Below are 15,792 nucleotides of genomic sequence, written 5' to 3'. Positions count from 1 at the left end.
AGAGGTGAAGAGCATGAAAAAGTTCGCATTACTATTCATCGCTTTGGTGACGGCAGTTGTGATTTCTGCATGCGGAAACCAAAGCACAAGCAGCAAAGGTTCTGATTCTAAGGAAGAACAAATCACGGTGAAACACCAGCTGGACAAAAACGGAACAAAAGTACCGAAGAGCCCTAAAAAAGTTGTCGTATTTGACTTTGGAAGCTTAGATACACTAGATAAACTTGGTCTTGATGATAAAGTAGCGGGACTGCCGAAACAAGCCCTTCCTAAATATCTGTCCAAATTCAAGGATGACAAATATGCTGACGTCGGAAGCTTAAAAGAGCCAGACTTCGAGAAAGTGGCAGATTTAGACCCTGACTTGATCATTATCTCAGGAAGACAATCTGAGTCTTACAAAGAATTCTCTGAAATTGCGCCGACAATTTACCTTGGCGTAGACACAGCGAAGTATATGGAATCATTTAAGTCTGACGCAGAAACAATCGGTAAGATCTTCGATAAAGAAGATGAAGTGAAGGATGAACTCGCAAAAATCGATCATTCAATCGCAGATGTAAAGAAAACGGCTGAAAAGCTTAACAAAAACGGTCTCGTCATCATGGCGAACGACGGGAAGATCAGCGCATTCGGTCCTAAATCAAGATACGGCCTGATCCATGACGTGTTCGGCGTGACACCGGCTGATAAAAACATCAAAGCGTCTACTCACGGACAAAGCGTTTCTTACGAGTACATTTCAAAAACAAACCCGGATTACCTGTTTGTCATTGACCGCGGTACAGCGATCGGTGAAACATCATCTACTAAACAAGTCGTTGAAAATGATTATGTGAAAAATGTAAACGCAGTGAAAAATGATCATGTCGTCTACCTTGATTCTGCTACTTGGTACTTATCAGGAGGCGGTCTTGAGTCTATGGCACAAATGATCAAAGAAGTGAAAGACGGTTTAGAGAAGTAAAATAAGAACCCGATCTATAGAATCTGTTAATTCAGTCTAAGATCGGGTTTTGTTATGTTTTTCTAAAAAATATCTAAGACTTATTTTGATAGTAATGAAGTGTGTTTTTAACTGGTACTATAGATATTTTACTGTTAAGTGTAGAAATAAACTTTACTTTGTTTTTATATAGATGGATAATTAAGGTTAATCATATTCATTAATTTATTAGTTTCAAGGAGTGTTCCTTATGAGTCTAGAATTTTCTCCTTCAGTTATTTCACATATGAAAGATTGTATTTTAGAATTATTTTGGAGTAAATCAGATCTTTATGATTTTTTTAGAAATAGTGGTTGCCCTCGTCGTCATATGCCTCTAAAAAATGAACTAGTTGATATGAAGAGATACCAAATAGTGGATAGTGTTTTTCGTAATTTATTTGCAACACCAGATAAGGGAATAATACATCTACGTAATATGCTTGAGACATTAAGTCAATGGGACTATTTTGATCCATATTATTTTGAAGAACTAAATAAATTGGATAGAAGTAAAGCAGAGTCTTATATAAATAAGCTTAACATTATTTATAAAGATTATACTCATAAGTTAAAGCAGCAAAAAAAGAATAAAATAGAACAAAGCTCTATTTCAAAAAAAACTATATTGTTAGAAGAAATACATAATGAATATATGAGCTTATTAATAAGTAAAGATAGTAACGGGCGTATAATTAGTAGTCAAAAAAGAGGGTATCATTTTGAGAATTTAATAATGAAGATAGCCCAACGAGAAGAGTTTGATGTTACTGAGCCATTTAAGATAAAAGGTGAACAAATTGACGGAGCTATCAAGTATGATGGAGAACATTATTTATTAGAAGGGAAGTGGAATGATGCTGCCACAGCCTCTATTGACATGTACCACTTTGCCCATAAGGTTGAAGGAAAAATGTATGGAAGGGGCCTATTTATATCAGTGAATGGATTCTCGATAGATTCCGTAAAGAGCCTTGTTTCGGGTAAATCAATTAAAACTATACTGATTGATGGAACAGATCTTATGTATGTTACAGAAGGTAGAATAACTTTTTGTGATTTATTAGATAACAAAATTAAAGCTGCTCAAACTGCAGGTTATATTTATTTTGATGCTCTTATGCAAGAATCTAAGGTATTATAAGGATTTTTAAATAATTATATAAAAACAGCCCTGAACAGGGCTGTTTTTAGCGTGCCGGCTGCTGTTCGGCAGGGCGCTGAGGTTTCTTTAATGTGAATGAGAGAAGGAAGCCGACAAGTGCAATGACGGCAGCCACAATAAAAGCGGCGTTCATGCCGTGCAGGGCAGCGTGCTTCACATTTGTCGTGCCTGCATGTGCGGCCTGGTTGCTCATCACGGAAACCAATAGTGCGGTTCCGATCGAGCCGCCGACTTGGCGAATCGTGTTGTTCATCGCAGTTCCGTGCGGAATCAAGTGGCGCGGCAGCGCGTTGATTCCGGCTGTTGTCACCGGCATCATGATCATGGCGGTGCCTAAGAGACGAACGGTGTATAAAACGACAATCCAAGCGAGTGACGTATGGTCAGTCAGCTGCATAAACGGCAGAGATGTCAGGAAGATGATGCAGAAACCGGCAATCGCCAGCCCTCTTCCGCCGACACGGTCAAAAATTCTGCCGATAATCGGCGACATAAAGCCCATCACAACGGCTCCCGGAAGGAGCATAAGCCCTGTATCAAAAGCTGTGACGTCTCTGACATTTTGTGTATAAAGCGGCAGGATGGTTTCCGTACCGATCAATAATGCAAAGACGAGGGTTCCCAGCAGTGTTGTTAAGCTGAAAACGCCAAACGTGAAGACGCGGAATTCCAGCATCGGTTTTTCAAGCTTCATTTGTCTTGTGATAAACAAGAGCAGCGCGATGACACCCACCAGCAGTGAAATCAAGACGGTTGAACTGGACCAGCCGTAAGAGCCGACGCTTGAGAAGCCGTACAGAAGGCCGCCGAACCCAAATGTTGAAAGGATGACTGATAAAATATCAATCTGTGTTTTTCTTAAAGTCGTCACGTTTTTCATCAGGATGCTGGCAAGAATCAAATCAATCACAGCAAACGGTAGAATAATATAAAACAATGATCTCCAAGAGAAAGCTTCGACAGCCCATCCGGAAAGAGTCGGTCCGATCGCAGGCGCGAATGAGATGACCAATCCGACCATACCCATAGCCTGGCCGCGCTTTTCAATCGGAAAGATTGTCAGGAATACAGTCTGCATGAGCGGCATCATAATGCCGGCTCCAGCCGCTTGAATGATACGCGCTGTCAGCAGAACCGGGAAGTTCGGCGCGAACGCTCCGACGACTGTTCCGGCAGTGAAAATGCTCATTGCTGTGATGAGCAGCGCCCGGCTTGTGAATTTCTCAATTAAAAACGCGGTAATCGGAATTAAAATCCCATTGGTTAACATAAATGATGTGGTCAGCCATTGTGCTTGGTTGGCATCGACATTGAAATCCCTCATGATATGGGGAAGTGCGGTAATCAACAATGTCTGGTTCAAAATCGCCACAAACGCTCCGGCTAACAAAATGCCGACAATGACAGAACGGTTAAAAGGTTTTTGTTCAATACTTGTGTTCAATACATATCCCTTCTTTTCTCTAAGTAATTAACAGTGTTTTTAACATGGAAACGGGCTGTGTTAAAACACTGGTTTGTTCCAGATAGCCAATCAGTGATTTGAGTAAAAAAGCGCGGGGTTCTTCCTTCTTCGCTTCTTCCTCCAGCATGGCGGCTGCGGATGTCAGTTCATCTACGTCATAGTCCGCGGCGGACAGGGAAGAGATGCCTTTATGTAATTCCTTCAGGCTTTCCGATAATAGGACTGATTTATCCTTTGGCTTGTAGGAGGATGCTGAATGAATATAAAGCTCGATGGCTTCGGGCGGAAGAAGAGACTGGCGGGTTTCCCTGTTTTTGATAATCTGATTGAGGGTGCTGATGATAAACTCTGCGATCGGGTCAAGCTCAAGCGGTTTTTCCTCGATTTTGATCAGCATTAAAAACTCACGCATCATGCCGTGAAGAATGATAACCAAATCCCACACAAACGGGAGAATGGTTTCTCCATACGCCTGGATCAGCGAATCGCGGTGCCAGCAGATAATCGTCGATCTGGTCTGATGGATATGCTGTTTGACCCGGTCATTATGCAGCTTGGGGTTTCCGTAGGTCAGCATATTGAAAAACTGCTGATTCCGCCTGAAGCCCTCCAGTTCCATTTTGACCTTTTGCGTCAAACGCTCCTCCGGTGTAAGTGCGGTATTTTCCTGAAGTCTTGAGGCCGCGGCCACCATTTGCTTCTGGTTAAATGACAGCAGCTCCAAAAGCAGATCTTCTTTAGATTGAAACAGCTTATATATCGAAGCTTTTGACATCTTACATTCTTCTGCGATCGCCTGCATGGAAACCGACGTAAAATCCTTTTCCGAAAAAAGCTTTCGCGCGGCTAACAAGATATCTGTTTTTTTATCAAGCATCTCATGGCTTCCTTCTTTCTTGAACATTAGAAAACCCATTGGTTCACAGAAAACCAATGAGTAACTATGAAAAAATTTTACCAAATAAACAAAATAAAAGTCAATGGATTTTAACCGGGTAAATGAAAGGCCTGCCGGAAAATCCGACAGGCCGAATAAGAGCTTATTTTTCAACTTTAAATCCTTGTTTTTCAAGCATTTCACGGATGTGCGGATAGTACAGGCGCTCATAGTAGGAAGCGATGCTCTGTGACCAATTTCTTGTTTCTTTTCCGTTTGTCCGTTTATTCATGTATTCAGACATCTGTTCGTCGTATGCCTGAATGTGAGACGTCAGCTCATCCTGATTCAAATAAGTTTCCTGATGATTGACAGCTTCCTGCGGCAAGCGCGGTTTTTTCGCTGAACGGTCGGCAGGATGCCCAATGACAAGGCCGGATAAAGGGAACACGTATTTTGGAAGCTCAAGCAGTTCGATCAGCTCTTGAGGGTTTCCGCGAACCGCACCGATCGGAACTGTGCCAAGTCCGAGTGACTCAGCCGCTGCTGTTGCTGTGCCGAGGGCAATACCAGCGTCTACTGCGCCGACAAGAACAGATTCCAATCCATTTGTGATTTCCATTTTGAAATCATGCAGATCTTCAAGCGCAATTTTGGCCCGGTTGAAATCTGCGCAGAACAGCAGGAAAACAGGAGCTTGATCGATCCATGGCTGGCCGCCTGCCAGCTCGGAGATTTTCTTTTTACGCTCTTTATCCTGGACTGTGATCACAGTCACTTGCTGTCCGTTGATAGAAGAAGGGGCTGATTGCACCGCTTCAATGATTTGGTCCAATTGCTCCTGAGCTACAGGCTCATCTATGTAGCTGCGAATCGAGCGGTGGTCTGTTAAAGATTTAATCACTTCATTCATATGGGACACCCTTTCTTTACTCACTAAGCTCTGTGCGGACAACATCAAGAGGGGCGCTCAGCAGTTCTTTTCCTTTTGCGACAAACCCTTGGAAATGCGCAGTTTCGTTATGGAATTTCATTGCCGCTTCATCTTTCCATTTTTCAAGCATGACAAATGTATTTTCTTCGCCTACTTTTTCGAATAGGTCGTATTGCGCGTTGCCTTCCTCAGCTCTTGAATGCTGAACAAGCGATTGAGCCTCGCTCAAAAATTCCTCGCGTTTTTCTGGTTTTACTTTGATGTAAGCTTGTAATACGATCATTGAAATCTCCTCCGTTGTTATGCGAATTTATTGTTCGAATTTCATCGAACTAAATGTAACATGTATTCTAAATGAGGTAAAGGAAAAACCCTTATATAGTAAAATTGTCATTCTAATTGTTGTGTGATACATTTGTGTCATGAACATTCCAAACCATCCAGAAACAGAAACATTGCAGCTGACAAAGGTTCTTCATGCACTTAGTGATCCGCTTCGTTTAGAGCTCGTCAAGCAATTAGCTGAAGCAAAAGAAAAAACGTGCAGCACCTGTGCAGATGTGCAGGTTGCCAAATCGACTTTGTCGCATCATTTTAAAGTTTTGAGAGAATCGGGCATCGCTCAAGTTCGGATAGAAGGAAAGCGCCGGTATTATTCGCTTCGCGCTGAAGACCTTGAAAAGGCATTTCCGGGCCTGCTTGAAGCCGTGCTGAATGTAGACCAGGACCGCTGGTGAATCAATCCCCTGTAACGGGGATTTTTTTATGTCCGTAAACCGCTTTGAAAAGCCGCTGCACACCCGCCTGAACATCTTCTTCCTTCAGCCGTGCAAAGCCGATAATGAGAGCAGGCCTGCCCGTTTGCCGCTTGTTTTCCTTCAAGTTAAATCGGCTCATTCCGAATATTTCAAGCTGCAGCCCGGCAGCATGTGACAGGATGTCTTGTTCGGTGCGCCTGGTATCAAATTCGGTAACAAAATGCAGCCCCGCATTTGCCCCTTTTACGGTAACCTCTCCGCTGAACTCTGCTTCTAAAGCGGTGATCAGGCGTTCTCTCTTTTCTTTATAATGCTGCTTCATTTTTTTTATATGCTTCTGATATTCACCAGACTCGATAAATTCCTGCAGGGTGAGCTGTGTGAGTGATGAGCAAGTCTGCAGATCATAGCCCCGCTGTTTGTATGCCCTCAACAGCTCAGGCGGCAACACCATATAGCTGATCCGCAAGCCGGGGAGAAGGGACTTTGAAAAGGTTCCCATATAGATGACATTTTGAAAACGGTCGAGGCTTTGCAGCGCCGGAATACTGTCTACATCATATGTGAATTCACTATCATAATCGTCCTCAATGATATATCGGCGCGGCTCCTCGGCTGCCCAGTTCAGCAGCTGAATTCTTCTGGATACAGGCATAATCGTTCCGGACGGAAACTGATGCGACGGGGTGGTCACCAGCACATCTGGCTGCTGTCTGGTGATTTCAGCAATCGACATGCCTTTTTCATCCAGCATGATCGTCTTTACTTGTTTTCCGGCATTCTTCAAAAGCTGATACATGCGCCTGTAGCCAGGCTCCTCCATCGCATACACGGCTTCCTTGGGTAAAAGCTCAGTCAACAGCTGCATGAGCACCTGTGTGCCTGCCCCTATGATCATTTGTTCCGGCCTGCATTTTACACCCCTCGTCAGGGAAATGAGCCTCGTAATGGCCGCTCTCACTTCATATATCCCTTGCGGATGTGACATATCGCCGAGCCTGCGGTATGAGCGGGAGGCCGCTTTTTGCTCGCAGCGGAACCAGCTTTTGATCGGAAAATGGTCTGTATCGGAACTCATGTGTGAAAACGATATCCAATCGCTCTGGTCGATGTGAATCTCTTTTAGATCATCCGGCAGTGCAAATGGAGGGTGCTCCTCGGCGGAAAACATGTCTAGTTCCTCCACGAAGAAACCCTTTCGTTCAATGGCGTACAAATACCCTTCAGCCAGCAGCTGCTGATAGGCTGAATTCACTGAATTTACGCTGACCTTGAGATTTTCAGCCAGCTCCCGCTTGGAGGGAACCTTCGAGTGCGGCAGCAGATTGCGGCTGAGGATTTCTTTTTTCAGCTTTTGATAAATTTGCTGATAGATATAATCGGCTCGCTCTGAACGATCGAGTGTAATTGTGATATCCATTTTGTAGTTTCTCCTTCTGATACCATCAAAAAGTTATAATTGGTACTTTTCATCATACCAAAGAGAAGTCAGAATGATAAGAAAATACCGACAGGGGGATATTCACATGAGTCAAACAACAGTAAGCATAACAACTGCACAATGGCAGCAAAAACGGGATCAATTTGTGTCAAAAGGTGTGAGCAACGGCAACCGCAGTCTGGCGGTCAAAGGAGAAGGGGCCGAGCTGTACGATCTGGATGGCCGGAGATTTATTGATTTTGCAGGCGCCATCGGCACGTTAAATGTCGGACACTCGCATCCGAAGGTGGTTGAGGCTGTGAAGCGGCAGGCGGAGGAGCTGATTCATCCTGGTTTTAATGTCATGATGTACCCGACTTATATCGAGTTAGCCGAAAAACTGTGTGGCATTGCACCGGGCAGCCATGAGAAAAAAGCGATTTTTCTTAACTCAGGGGCGGAAGCAGTCGAAAACGCTGTGAAAATCGCCAGAAGGTATACAAAGCGCCAAGGCGTTGTCTCGTTTACACGCGGGTTTCACGGGCGCACGAATATGACGATGAGCATGACAAGCAAGGTAAAACCTTATAAATTCGGTTTCGGACCTTTTGCGCCAGAGGTTTATCAAGCGCCGTTCCCTTATTATTATCAGAAGCCGGCCGGCATGAGTGATGAAAGCTATGACGATATGGTCATTCAAGCATTCAATGATTTCTTTATCGCTTCAGTGGCGCCTGAAACGGTGGCGTGTGTCGTGATGGAGCCAGTGCAGGGAGAAGGCGGATTTATTATTCCTTCGAAACGGTTCGTACAGCACGTCGCTTCATTCTGCAAAGAACACGGCATTGTTTTTGTTGCTGATGAAATCCAAACCGGCTTTGCCAGAACTGGCACTTATTTCGCAATTGAGCACTTTGATGTAGTGCCCGATCTGATCACGGTTTCTAAATCGCTTGCGGCAGGCCTGCCATTAAGCGGTGTGATTGGGCGTGCGGAAATGCTTGATGCGGCAGCGCCAGGGGAGCTGGGCGGCACGTATGCCGGCAGCCCGCTCGGCTGCGCGGCGGCTTTGGCAGTCTTGGATATTATTGAAGAAGAAGGACTGAATGAGCGATCTGAAGAAATTGGCAAAATCATTGAAGACAAGGCGTATGAGTGGAAACAAGAATTCCCGTTCATCGGTGACATCCGCAGACTCGGGGCGATGGCCGCAATCGAAATCGTCAAGGATCCTGACACGCGTGAGCCTGATAAGGCAAAAGCAGCAGCGATCGCGGCCTATGCGAATCAAAACGGATTACTTTTGCTGACAGCGGGAATTAACGGTAATATCATCCGCTTTTTGACACCGCTCGTCATCTCAGACAGCCTATTAAATGAAGGGCTCAGCATCTTGGAGGCGGGCCTGCGAGCTTAATCATTGGAAAGAAAACGGCTGGGTCTGCTATCATTTTAAGTAATCATGAAAAGAAAGGAATGTTCAATATGCCAGATCAATTAACGGTCTACAACCCGGCTACGGGCGAGGAGATCAAAACGATTCCTCAGCAATCAGCCAAAGAAGTAGAAGAAGCCATTGAACGTTCACATCAAGCGTTTAAAACGTGGTCTAAAACATCAGCGAACGAAAGAGCGTCTCTTTTGAAAAAATGGTATGAGCTGATTGTTGAACATAAAGAAGAACTTGCAGATTTAATTACAAAGGAAAACGGAAAACCTTACCAGGAAGCAGTCGGCGAGGTACTTTACGGTGCAGGCTATATTGAATGGTTCGCAGAAGAAGCGAAGCGTGTGTACGGAAGAACGGTCCCGGCCCCGACAACGGGTAAACGAATTGTTGTCACACGCCAGCCGGTCGGCCCCGTTGCAGCTATCACGCCCTGGAATTTCCCGAATGCGATGATTACACGCAAAGCGGCGCCTGCTCTTGCCGCTGGCTGTACATTTATCATCAAGCCGGCGCCGGACACACCGCTGTCTGCTTATGAACTAGCACGCCTCGCATATGAAGCGGGCATTCCGAAGGATGTTCTTCAGGTTGTAATCGGCGATGGAGAAGAAATCGGAAATGTGTTCACAAGCAGTCCGAAAATCCGCAAAATCACGTTCACAGGCTCAACACCTGTAGGGAAAATCCTTATGAAAAACAGCGCGGACACCGTGAAGCACGTCTCAATGGAGCTCGGCGGACACGCCCCGCTGATCGTAGATGAAGATGCAGACATTGACCTTGCCGTTGAACAGGCGATGGCGTCCAAATACCGAAACGCCGGCCAAACCTGCGTATGTGCCAACCGCCTGATCGTTCATGAATCCATCAAGGATGAATTTGCTGCGAAACTGAGCGAGCAAGTGTCTAAGCTGAGAGTCGGAAATGGACTTGAGGAAGGCGTCAATGTCGGACCGATCATCAATAAACGAGGCTTTGAAAAAATCGTCAGCCAAATAGATGATGCGGTTGAAAAAGGCGCGAAAGTGATTGCTGGGGGCACATATGACCGAAACGATGACAAAGGGTGCTACTTTGTGAATCCGACAGTGCTCACCGATGTCGATACGTCCATGAACATCATGCATGAGGAAACATTCGGCCCGGTCGCCCCGATCGTCACGTTTTCTGATATTGATGAAGCGATTCAGCTTGCCAACGATACACCGTATGGCTTGGCTGCTTACTTCTTCACAGAAAACTACCGCCGCGGCATCTATATTTCCGAGAATCTAGAGTATGGCATTATCGGCTGGAATGACGGCGGACCGTCAGCGGTTCAAGCGCCATTCGGCGGAATGAAAGAAAGCGGCATTGGCCGTGAAGGCGGTTCAGAAGGTATCGAGCCGTACCTTGAAACAAAATATTTGTCCATCGGTTTATAAAGAATGCACGCTCCTGAGAGCTGCCGGATTTTTCCGGCAGCTCTTTTTGTGTTCCGGCGAATAATCACAACAATTCCAGCCAAAATAACAGCAAATACATTTTGAAAGAAGGTTCCCCAACAATGGATTTATTATTGGCTCTTCTCCCGGCTTTGTTTTGGGGGAGCATTGTTCTCTTCAATGTGAAATTAGGCGGCGGGCCGTACAGCCAGACACTGGGAACGACGATCGGGGCACTCATTGTTTCTATCGTTATTTACTTTTTTGTTCAGCCCGTTCTGTCACTTCGCATTTTTATTGTTGGAATCGTATCCGGCTTATTTTGGTCACTTGGACAGGCCAACCAGCTGAAAAGCATTCAATTGATGGGCGTGTCGAAAACAATGCCGATTTCCACAGGAATGCAGCTCGTTTCCACCTCATTGTTCGGTGTGATCGTGTTCCGCGAATGGTCAACACCGATTGCGATTACGCTTGGCGTTCTCGCTTTGATCTTTATCATTGTGGGAATCATTCTCACGTCCTTGGAAGATAAGAATGATAAAAAAGAGGGCGAGCCAAGCAATTTGAAAAAGGGCATTTTGATTCTCCTTGTTTCGACTCTTGGTTATTTGGTTTATGTAGTCGTGGCTAGATTATTCAATGTGTCCGGCTGGTCCGCGCTGCTGCCACAGGCAATTGGCATGGTGGTCGGGGGGTTAGTTTTAACCTATAGACACAAACCCTTTAACAAGTATGCGATCAGAAATATTCTCCCAGGGTTAATCTGGGCAGGCGGAAATATGTTTTTGTTTATTTCTCAGCCGCGAGTCGGCGTTGCAACGAGCTTTTCCCTTTCACAAATGGGAATTGTCATTTCTACGCTCGGCGGTATTTTCATCCTGCGTGAAAAGAAAACGAAACGTCAGCTAATAGCAATTGCGATCGGGATTATCCTGATTATTGCTGCCGCCGTATTCTTAGGAATCGCCAAAACAAATTCATAACAAATGGAGGAAGATGTATATGTATCCGGACTTAAAAGGAAAAGTCGTCGCTATTACAGGAGCTGCTTCAGGGCTCGGAAAGGCAATGGCCATTCGCTTCGGCAAGGAGCAGGCAAAAGTGGTTATCAACTATTATAGTAATAAACAAGATCCGAACGAGGTAAAAGAAGAGGTCATCAAGGCGGGCGGTGAAGCTGTTGTCGTCCAAGGAGATGTCACGAAAGAGGAAGATGTAAAAAATATCGTGCAAACGGCAATTAAAGAGTTCGGCACACTCGATATTATGATTAATAATGCCGGTCTTGAAAATCCTGTGCCATCTCACGAAATGCCGCTTAAGGATTGGGATAAAGTCATCGGCACAAACTTAACAGGTGCCTTTTTAGGAAGCCGTGAAGCGATTAAATATTTCGTAGAAAACGATATCAAGGGAAATGTCATCAACATGTCCAGTGTGCACGAAGTGATTCCTTGGCCGTTATTTGTTCACTACGCGGCAAGTAAAGGCGGGATAAAGCTGATGACAGAAACATTGGCGTTGGAATACGCGCCGAAGGGCATTCGCGTGAACAATATCGGGCCAGGTGCGATCAATACGCCAATCAATGCTGAAAAATTTGCTGACCCTAAACAGAAAGCAGATGTAGAAAGCATGATTCCGATGGGGTATATCGGCGAACCGGAGGAGATCGCCGCAGTGGCAGTGTGGCTTGCTTCGAAGGAATCCAGCTATGTTACAGGCATCACATTGTTTGCGGACGGCGGAATGACGAAATATCCTTCTTTCCAGGCAGGCCGCGGTTAAACATAAAAAGCGACCCAGACATGACATCTGGATCGCTTTTTTATTACGCACGCTTTTTCTTAACAAGTGCTGCTACAGATAAAATAATGGCAGCTGCAGACAGCACAATCGCTGTAATGTTTAGAGCTGAAGAACCTGAGTTTTCGGAATCGTCTTCTGTTTTCGTGGCCCCGTGCTCATCTGTCACTTGTTTTGCAGACGTGATGTTTGTAATGGAATGAGGTGTATCGGCATCCTCGTCACCTGTCCACTCAACAATGCTGCCGTCTTTGTAATATTGGTATGCGTCCCAAGCAGCTTCCTCCGCTTTGTCAGGGTTTTTGGCAACAAAGGTAAACTGCTGGAACTGTCCTTCCTGAATGCCTCCGTCAGTCGCCTCCCATGTCACGGACACTGATTTGTCATCATGTTTTTGAGTGGAAACCTTCCAGCCCGGAATTGGCTCATATTGCTGGAATTCAACATCCTTCGGCATTTTGAGGACAACCTTCGTTGTCGGCAGATTTTTCTCTGAAGGAACCTTTATTGTATACGTTTCCCAAGAGCCTGCAGCAGACTCAGCCGGTTTTACAGAAACATGCGCGCTGGCAGGGGCCGTAAAGAATAAGAGGGAGCCGACAATAGCCGGACATAGTGTCAATGCGATTTTTTTCAACAACGTAAACACTCCTTAATTGGTCTTTGTAAACATGATATTGATTTCGTTAAAGTCGCCGGTCAGGCCGTGGACTTTGATCTTCCAGTTTCCTTTTTCATTAATCGACAGGTTTTGATCCTGGAAGACGCCTTTTGTTTTTTCTTTTAATGTAAAGGTGCTTTTGTTTTCGCTGCCTGACAGACCTGTTTTATAAACGGTTAACGTGATTTGCTGGATGTTTTTCACGGGATCTCCGTTATGGTCGGTGACACGCAGCTCAAAAACATTTTTTCCGGGCTGGTTTGGGCTGATGCTGAGAGAAACGCTTTGTCCGTTCTCAATCGCTTTGGTTTGGTAGAACGGTTCCGGCGCTGGCTCAGGCGGGCTTGGCAGGCTTGTAAACACGGCCGCTGTGATCAATACAGCGATGCCGATTGCCCACTCCGCTTTCAACGTTCGGCTGATTCCTGTGCGGCGCTGCTTTCTGGTAAGCAGAAAATGAATCGCGCCTAAGACCAGCATGAAAACAAACAGCCCGCTTTTCACTAAAAGAGCTTGGCCATACGCTGTATGGAACAGTGAATCCATTGAACGAATGATGAAAAATCCATTGAGCAAGCCTGAAAACAAAATGACGCCGACTGCAGTGAGCGCCCATGGGGAGAACCGTCTGACCGTCTCCCACGCGAGCGTTTTGTCAGGCTGCCTCCATTCTTTTGAGAGCAGCAAAACGAGTGCCGCTATTCCGCCAACCCAGATGGAAGCGGAAGTTAAATGAAGGAAATCCATCAAAATGCCGACCGTTTTTTCTTCAACGACAGCGGCATGCCCGGTAAACGCCTTGGCAAGCAGGAGACCGAAAAAGAAAATGAGCGGCGCTATCCAATAGCCAAAGGATGAAAAGCGGTTTTTCCGTATCGCAGGAATGACAGACAGTGCGAGGAGCACGAACAGAGCGGCCTGTATGATCCAAATGGAGCCGCCTGCTGTCTCAAACAGTGTTTCTCTGATGTAGCCCGGCTGGAATGCGCTGCCCCAGCCGTCGCCTGCGTTCGCTTTTGTCTGAATCGGAAGCTGAAGCAAAAGCGCCAGCCCCAATGCTGCGATCGAGCCGGTCAGGATACGTCTCGTCCGTTTGACGAACTGTTCTGATTTCCCTTTATACCAGAAAAGATGGAAGAAAACCGTTCCGATAAACAGAGATAAGGCTGTATACAGAATCGCGCGATCTGCTGCTGTTCCCGGATTCAGAGCTGAGTCGGCTGCTTTTTGGCTGCTGAATCCGCCATCCGCTTTCCCAATACTAAACGGAATGACGCCAGAAACAGGATGCCCGTCCGCGGATACGGCATTCCATTCCGCTCTGTACACATCATGAGGCAGATTCTTCTTCAGCTTCACTGTCATGATGTGATGATTATCTTTTTTGATTTCAGTCTTGTCCGTATCCACACGGTCGCCGTTTGAATTAAAGACTTTAATGTAATGAAACCCTTCTTCAACCGGTTCATTAAATTCGATTTCCACCTGCGCAGGGGCGCTTTTTAATTCGCTGTTTTCCCCAGGTGAAGATTTGACAATATAGGCGTGAGCAAAGCTTGTTTTCGGCAGGAAAACAAGAAAAAGCAGAAGAATGATCCACCATCTGTTTCGCTTCATCACTCAGACACCACCTTCCGCTGTATGTGTTGTGTTATTTCTTGGTGCAGGTGCAGCGTTTCTTTCTGTCTTTGAGCATGTCTTCCAGCGCTTGGTCGAAAGTGCGGACGGCGCCGCCGAATCCTTTTTGAAATCGTTCGGCATGATCGAGCGTCGCAAACGGAATGGCCTGCGGCTGGCAGCAGTGCAGGTTCAATTCAGCATTTACGACGAAATAAGCCGAACCGGCACTGACGGTTGTCTGTAACAGAAAATCTCTGCAAATCAAGTGTGAAACCTCTTCCGTTTTATCCGCGTAACGCAAAAACGCGCAATGTGCGCAGCATAGCTGTTCAATGTCTTGGTTTACCGTAATCAGCTGAACCGAATGAGCTTGATTGACTGGCTTCAAGCAATAGCTGCACATATGATCTGTTTGAGGTGTTCGGACGGGGAGCGTGATGCCGCCGGCGGTTTTTATGACCTGATTTGACTGAACCAGCTGATTGACATCTCTATATACCGTCATTTCCGAAACGCCGAACCTTGCGCTGATGTCAGAAATTCTAAGCGAGCCTTCTTCTTTCAGCCACTTCAGTATGTGTTGCTGTCTATTAATCGGAAGCATTCATACACCCTCTTCATTAAGATCTATTTAAGCGTAGAGGATTTTAGAGACGGAGACAAGTAAGTGGATGATAAAAAATGTGAAAATGTGTTGAACAGCAACAAAACGAAACAGAAGGGACTCTGGTATAATAGACAGATGGAATAGAAAGTGAGGAATACCCTATGAAAGAAACACCATGCCCGAACTGCGGCAAACCTTTGACAGGCGATATGGTCAGATCATCAAATGTGCCTTGTCAATTTCGCTGCGGCCACTGCCGGGAACGGCTTTATGAATATAAAGTTTCAGCTCCGATTATGCTGGTATCATTAGCGGCCATCGTGCTGCTTATTTATCTTTTGATGCTCCTCCGCAATGCGGCAGGCTCAGTGCTGCCAGCTGTACAGCACGTGCCGATGGCTGTATTTGCGCTTGTGTGCGCGTATCCCGTTTTTATTGTGAGTGAGCGGATGATTGCAAAGTACGTGATTCAAAATGGCAACATCATTTATAGAGGAAAGAGAAAAGGCTCCTGAAACCAGGAGCCTTTTTATTTTTAAAAAATTGTCACAGTCATGTGCCAAAGTCCTCTTTACTTTCAATTGTATAGGGACTGTAAGCGTTTTAACATAGAGTCA

The 15,792-nt window shown here is 45.6% G+C and carries 16 protein-coding genes; 8 read left to right on the top strand and 8 right to left on the bottom strand.

The annotated features are described in order from the left end of the window. Window positions 1–13 precede the first annotated feature (13 nt). Complete coding sequence (yclQ, locus tag PUN35_RS12685; protein WP_014478834.1) at window positions 14–967, top strand: petrobactin ABC transporter substrate-binding protein YclQ; 954 nt, start codon at window positions 14–16, stop codon at window positions 965–967. 229 nt (window positions 968–1,196) lie between these two features. After that, window positions 1,197–2,129, top strand: a complete 933-nt coding sequence (locus tag PUN35_RS12680) for a restriction endonuclease (protein ID WP_014478835.1) — start codon at window positions 1,197–1,199, stop codon at window positions 2,127–2,129. 46 nt (window positions 2,130–2,175) lie between these two features. On the opposite strand, the gene PUN35_RS12675 is transcribed toward PUN35_RS12680, so the two are convergent. The 4 genes from PUN35_RS12675 to PUN35_RS12660 all read right to left on the bottom strand — a co-directional run bounded on the left by PUN35_RS12675 (window position 2,176) and on the right by PUN35_RS12660 (window position 5,709). Beyond that, on the bottom strand, window positions 2,176–3,594 hold the full coding sequence (locus PUN35_RS12675) for an MDR family MFS transporter (RefSeq protein ID WP_014478836.1): 1,419 nt from the start codon (window positions 3,592–3,594) through the stop codon (window positions 2,176–2,178). 19 nt (window positions 3,595–3,613) lie between these two features. Continuing rightward, window positions 3,614–4,492, bottom strand: a complete 879-nt coding sequence (locus PUN35_RS12670) for a TetR/AcrR family transcriptional regulator (RefSeq protein WP_014478837.1) — start codon at window positions 4,490–4,492, stop codon at window positions 3,614–3,616. 163 nt (window positions 4,493–4,655) lie between these two features. Further along, window positions 4,656–5,405 (bottom strand): NADPH-dependent oxidoreductase, encoded by a 750-nt coding sequence (locus tag PUN35_RS12665; RefSeq protein ID WP_014478838.1) that lies wholly within the window; start codon window positions 5,403–5,405, stop codon window positions 4,656–4,658. A gap of 16 nt (window positions 5,406–5,421) precedes the next feature. Further along, complete coding sequence (locus tag PUN35_RS12660) at window positions 5,422–5,709, bottom strand: putative quinol monooxygenase (protein WP_003234477.1); 288 nt, start codon at window positions 5,707–5,709, stop codon at window positions 5,422–5,424. Between the two features lie 139 nt (window positions 5,710–5,848). Here PUN35_RS12660 and PUN35_RS12655 point away from each other — a divergent pair, with 139 nt between their 5' ends. Continuing rightward, entirely contained in the window at window positions 5,849–6,163 is a 315-nt protein-coding gene (locus PUN35_RS12655; protein WP_003234476.1) for an ArsR/SmtB family transcription factor, read from the top strand. 1 nt (window position 6,164) lies between these two features. Here the strand turns inward: PUN35_RS12655 and gabR are convergent, their stop codons facing one another. Next, entirely contained in the window at window positions 6,165–7,604 is a 1,440-nt protein-coding gene (gabR, locus tag PUN35_RS12650) for a MocR-like transcriptional regulator GabR (RefSeq protein ID WP_014478839.1), read from the bottom strand. 106 nt (window positions 7,605–7,710) lie between these two features. On the opposite strand from gabR, the gene gabT reads away from it, so the two are divergent. The 4 genes from gabT (at window position 7,711) to gdh (ending at window position 12,269) form a co-directional block, all read left to right on the top strand. Then, window positions 7,711–9,021, top strand: a complete 1,311-nt coding sequence (gene gabT, locus PUN35_RS12645) for a 4-aminobutyrate--2-oxoglutarate transaminase (RefSeq protein WP_014478840.1) — start codon at window positions 7,711–7,713, stop codon at window positions 9,019–9,021. Window positions 9,022–9,089: 68 nt separating this feature from the next. Next, window positions 9,090–10,478, top strand: coding sequence for a succinate-semialdehyde dehydrogenase (gene gabD / locus PUN35_RS12640; protein WP_014478841.1), 1,389 nt, complete (start codon window positions 9,090–9,092; stop codon window positions 10,476–10,478). A 122-nt stretch (window positions 10,479–10,600) separates the two neighbouring features. Continuing rightward, window positions 10,601–11,464, top strand: coding sequence for a glucose uptake protein GlcU (gene glcU / locus PUN35_RS12635; protein ID WP_003234455.1), 864 nt, complete (start codon window positions 10,601–10,603; stop codon window positions 11,462–11,464). Between the two features lie 19 nt (window positions 11,465–11,483). Then, window positions 11,484–12,269 (top strand): glucose 1-dehydrogenase, encoded by a 786-nt coding sequence (gdh, locus tag PUN35_RS12630; protein ID WP_014478842.1) that lies wholly within the window; start codon window positions 11,484–11,486, stop codon window positions 12,267–12,269. 43 nt (window positions 12,270–12,312) lie between these two features. Here the strand turns inward: gdh and PUN35_RS12625 are convergent, their stop codons facing one another. The 3 genes from PUN35_RS12625 to ycnK are packed head-to-tail and all read right to left on the bottom strand — an operon-like array spanning window position 12,313 to window position 15,172. Further along, on the bottom strand, window positions 12,313–12,927 hold the full coding sequence (locus PUN35_RS12625; protein ID WP_014478843.1) for a YcnI family copper-binding membrane protein: 615 nt from the start codon (window positions 12,925–12,927) through the stop codon (window positions 12,313–12,315). Between the two features lie 12 nt (window positions 12,928–12,939). After that, window positions 12,940–14,565, bottom strand: a complete 1,626-nt coding sequence (gene ycnJ / locus PUN35_RS12620; protein ID WP_014478844.1) for a copper transporter YcnJ — start codon at window positions 14,563–14,565, stop codon at window positions 12,940–12,942. A gap of 34 nt (window positions 14,566–14,599) precedes the next feature. Beyond that, window positions 14,600–15,172: a copper uptake transcriptional regulator CutR gene (gene ycnK, locus PUN35_RS12615; protein WP_014478845.1), complete on the bottom strand. Its 573-nt coding sequence runs from the start codon at window positions 15,170–15,172 to the stop codon at window positions 14,600–14,602. A 164-nt stretch (window positions 15,173–15,336) separates the two neighbouring features. On the opposite strand from ycnK, the gene PUN35_RS12610 reads away from it, so the two are divergent. Then, on the top strand, window positions 15,337–15,690 hold the full coding sequence (locus tag PUN35_RS12610; RefSeq protein ID WP_003246726.1) for a hypothetical protein: 354 nt from the start codon (window positions 15,337–15,339) through the stop codon (window positions 15,688–15,690). Window positions 15,691–15,792 lie beyond the last annotated feature (102 nt).

Origin of the sequence: Bacillus sp. N3378-2at (assembly GCF_033412715.1) — a bacterium.
Lineage (GTDB): Bacteria > Bacillota > Bacilli > Bacillales > Bacillaceae > Bacillus > Bacillus subtilis.
Note: the sequence above shows the minus strand (reverse complement) of the source record. Positions and strands in the feature narration are given on the sequence as shown.

Excerpts from the sequence above, each read along its gene's own strand:
- gdh (WP_014478842.1), top strand. The coding sequence starts at position 11,484 with ATGTATCCGGACTTAAAAGGAAAAGTCGTCGCTATTACAGGAGCTGCT.
- gabR (WP_014478839.1), bottom strand. The coding sequence starts at position 7,604 with ATGGATATCACAATTACACTCGATCGTTCAGAGCGAGCCGATTATATC.
- yclQ (WP_014478834.1), top strand. The coding sequence starts at position 14 with ATGAAAAAGTTCGCATTACTATTCATCGCTTTGGTGACGGCAGTTGTG.
- PUN35_RS12670 (WP_014478837.1), bottom strand. The coding sequence starts at position 4,492 with ATGCTTGATAAAAAAACAGATATCTTGTTAGCCGCGCGAAAGCTTTTT.
- PUN35_RS12660 (WP_003234477.1), bottom strand. The coding sequence starts at position 5,709 with ATGATCGTATTACAAGCTTACATCAAAGTAAAACCAGAAAAACGCGAG.
- PUN35_RS12680 (WP_014478835.1), top strand. The coding sequence starts at position 1,197 with ATGAGTCTAGAATTTTCTCCTTCAGTTATTTCACATATGAAAGATTGT.
- PUN35_RS12655 (WP_003234476.1), top strand. The coding sequence starts at position 5,849 with ATGAACATTCCAAACCATCCAGAAACAGAAACATTGCAGCTGACAAAG.
- gabT (WP_014478840.1), top strand. The coding sequence starts at position 7,711 with ATGAGTCAAACAACAGTAAGCATAACAACTGCACAATGGCAGCAAAAA.
- ycnJ (WP_014478844.1), bottom strand. The coding sequence starts at position 14,565 with ATGAAGCGAAACAGATGGTGGATCATTCTTCTGCTTTTTCTTGTTTTC.
- PUN35_RS12665 (WP_014478838.1), bottom strand. The coding sequence starts at position 5,405 with ATGAATGAAGTGATTAAATCTTTAACAGACCACCGCTCGATTCGCAGC.
- gabD (WP_014478841.1), top strand. The coding sequence starts at position 9,090 with ATGCCAGATCAATTAACGGTCTACAACCCGGCTACGGGCGAGGAGATC.
- ycnK (WP_014478845.1), bottom strand. The coding sequence starts at position 15,172 with ATGCTTCCGATTAATAGACAGCAACACATACTGAAGTGGCTGAAAGAA.
- glcU (WP_003234455.1), top strand. The coding sequence starts at position 10,601 with ATGGATTTATTATTGGCTCTTCTCCCGGCTTTGTTTTGGGGGAGCATT.
- PUN35_RS12610 (WP_003246726.1), top strand. The coding sequence starts at position 15,337 with ATGAAAGAAACACCATGCCCGAACTGCGGCAAACCTTTGACAGGCGAT.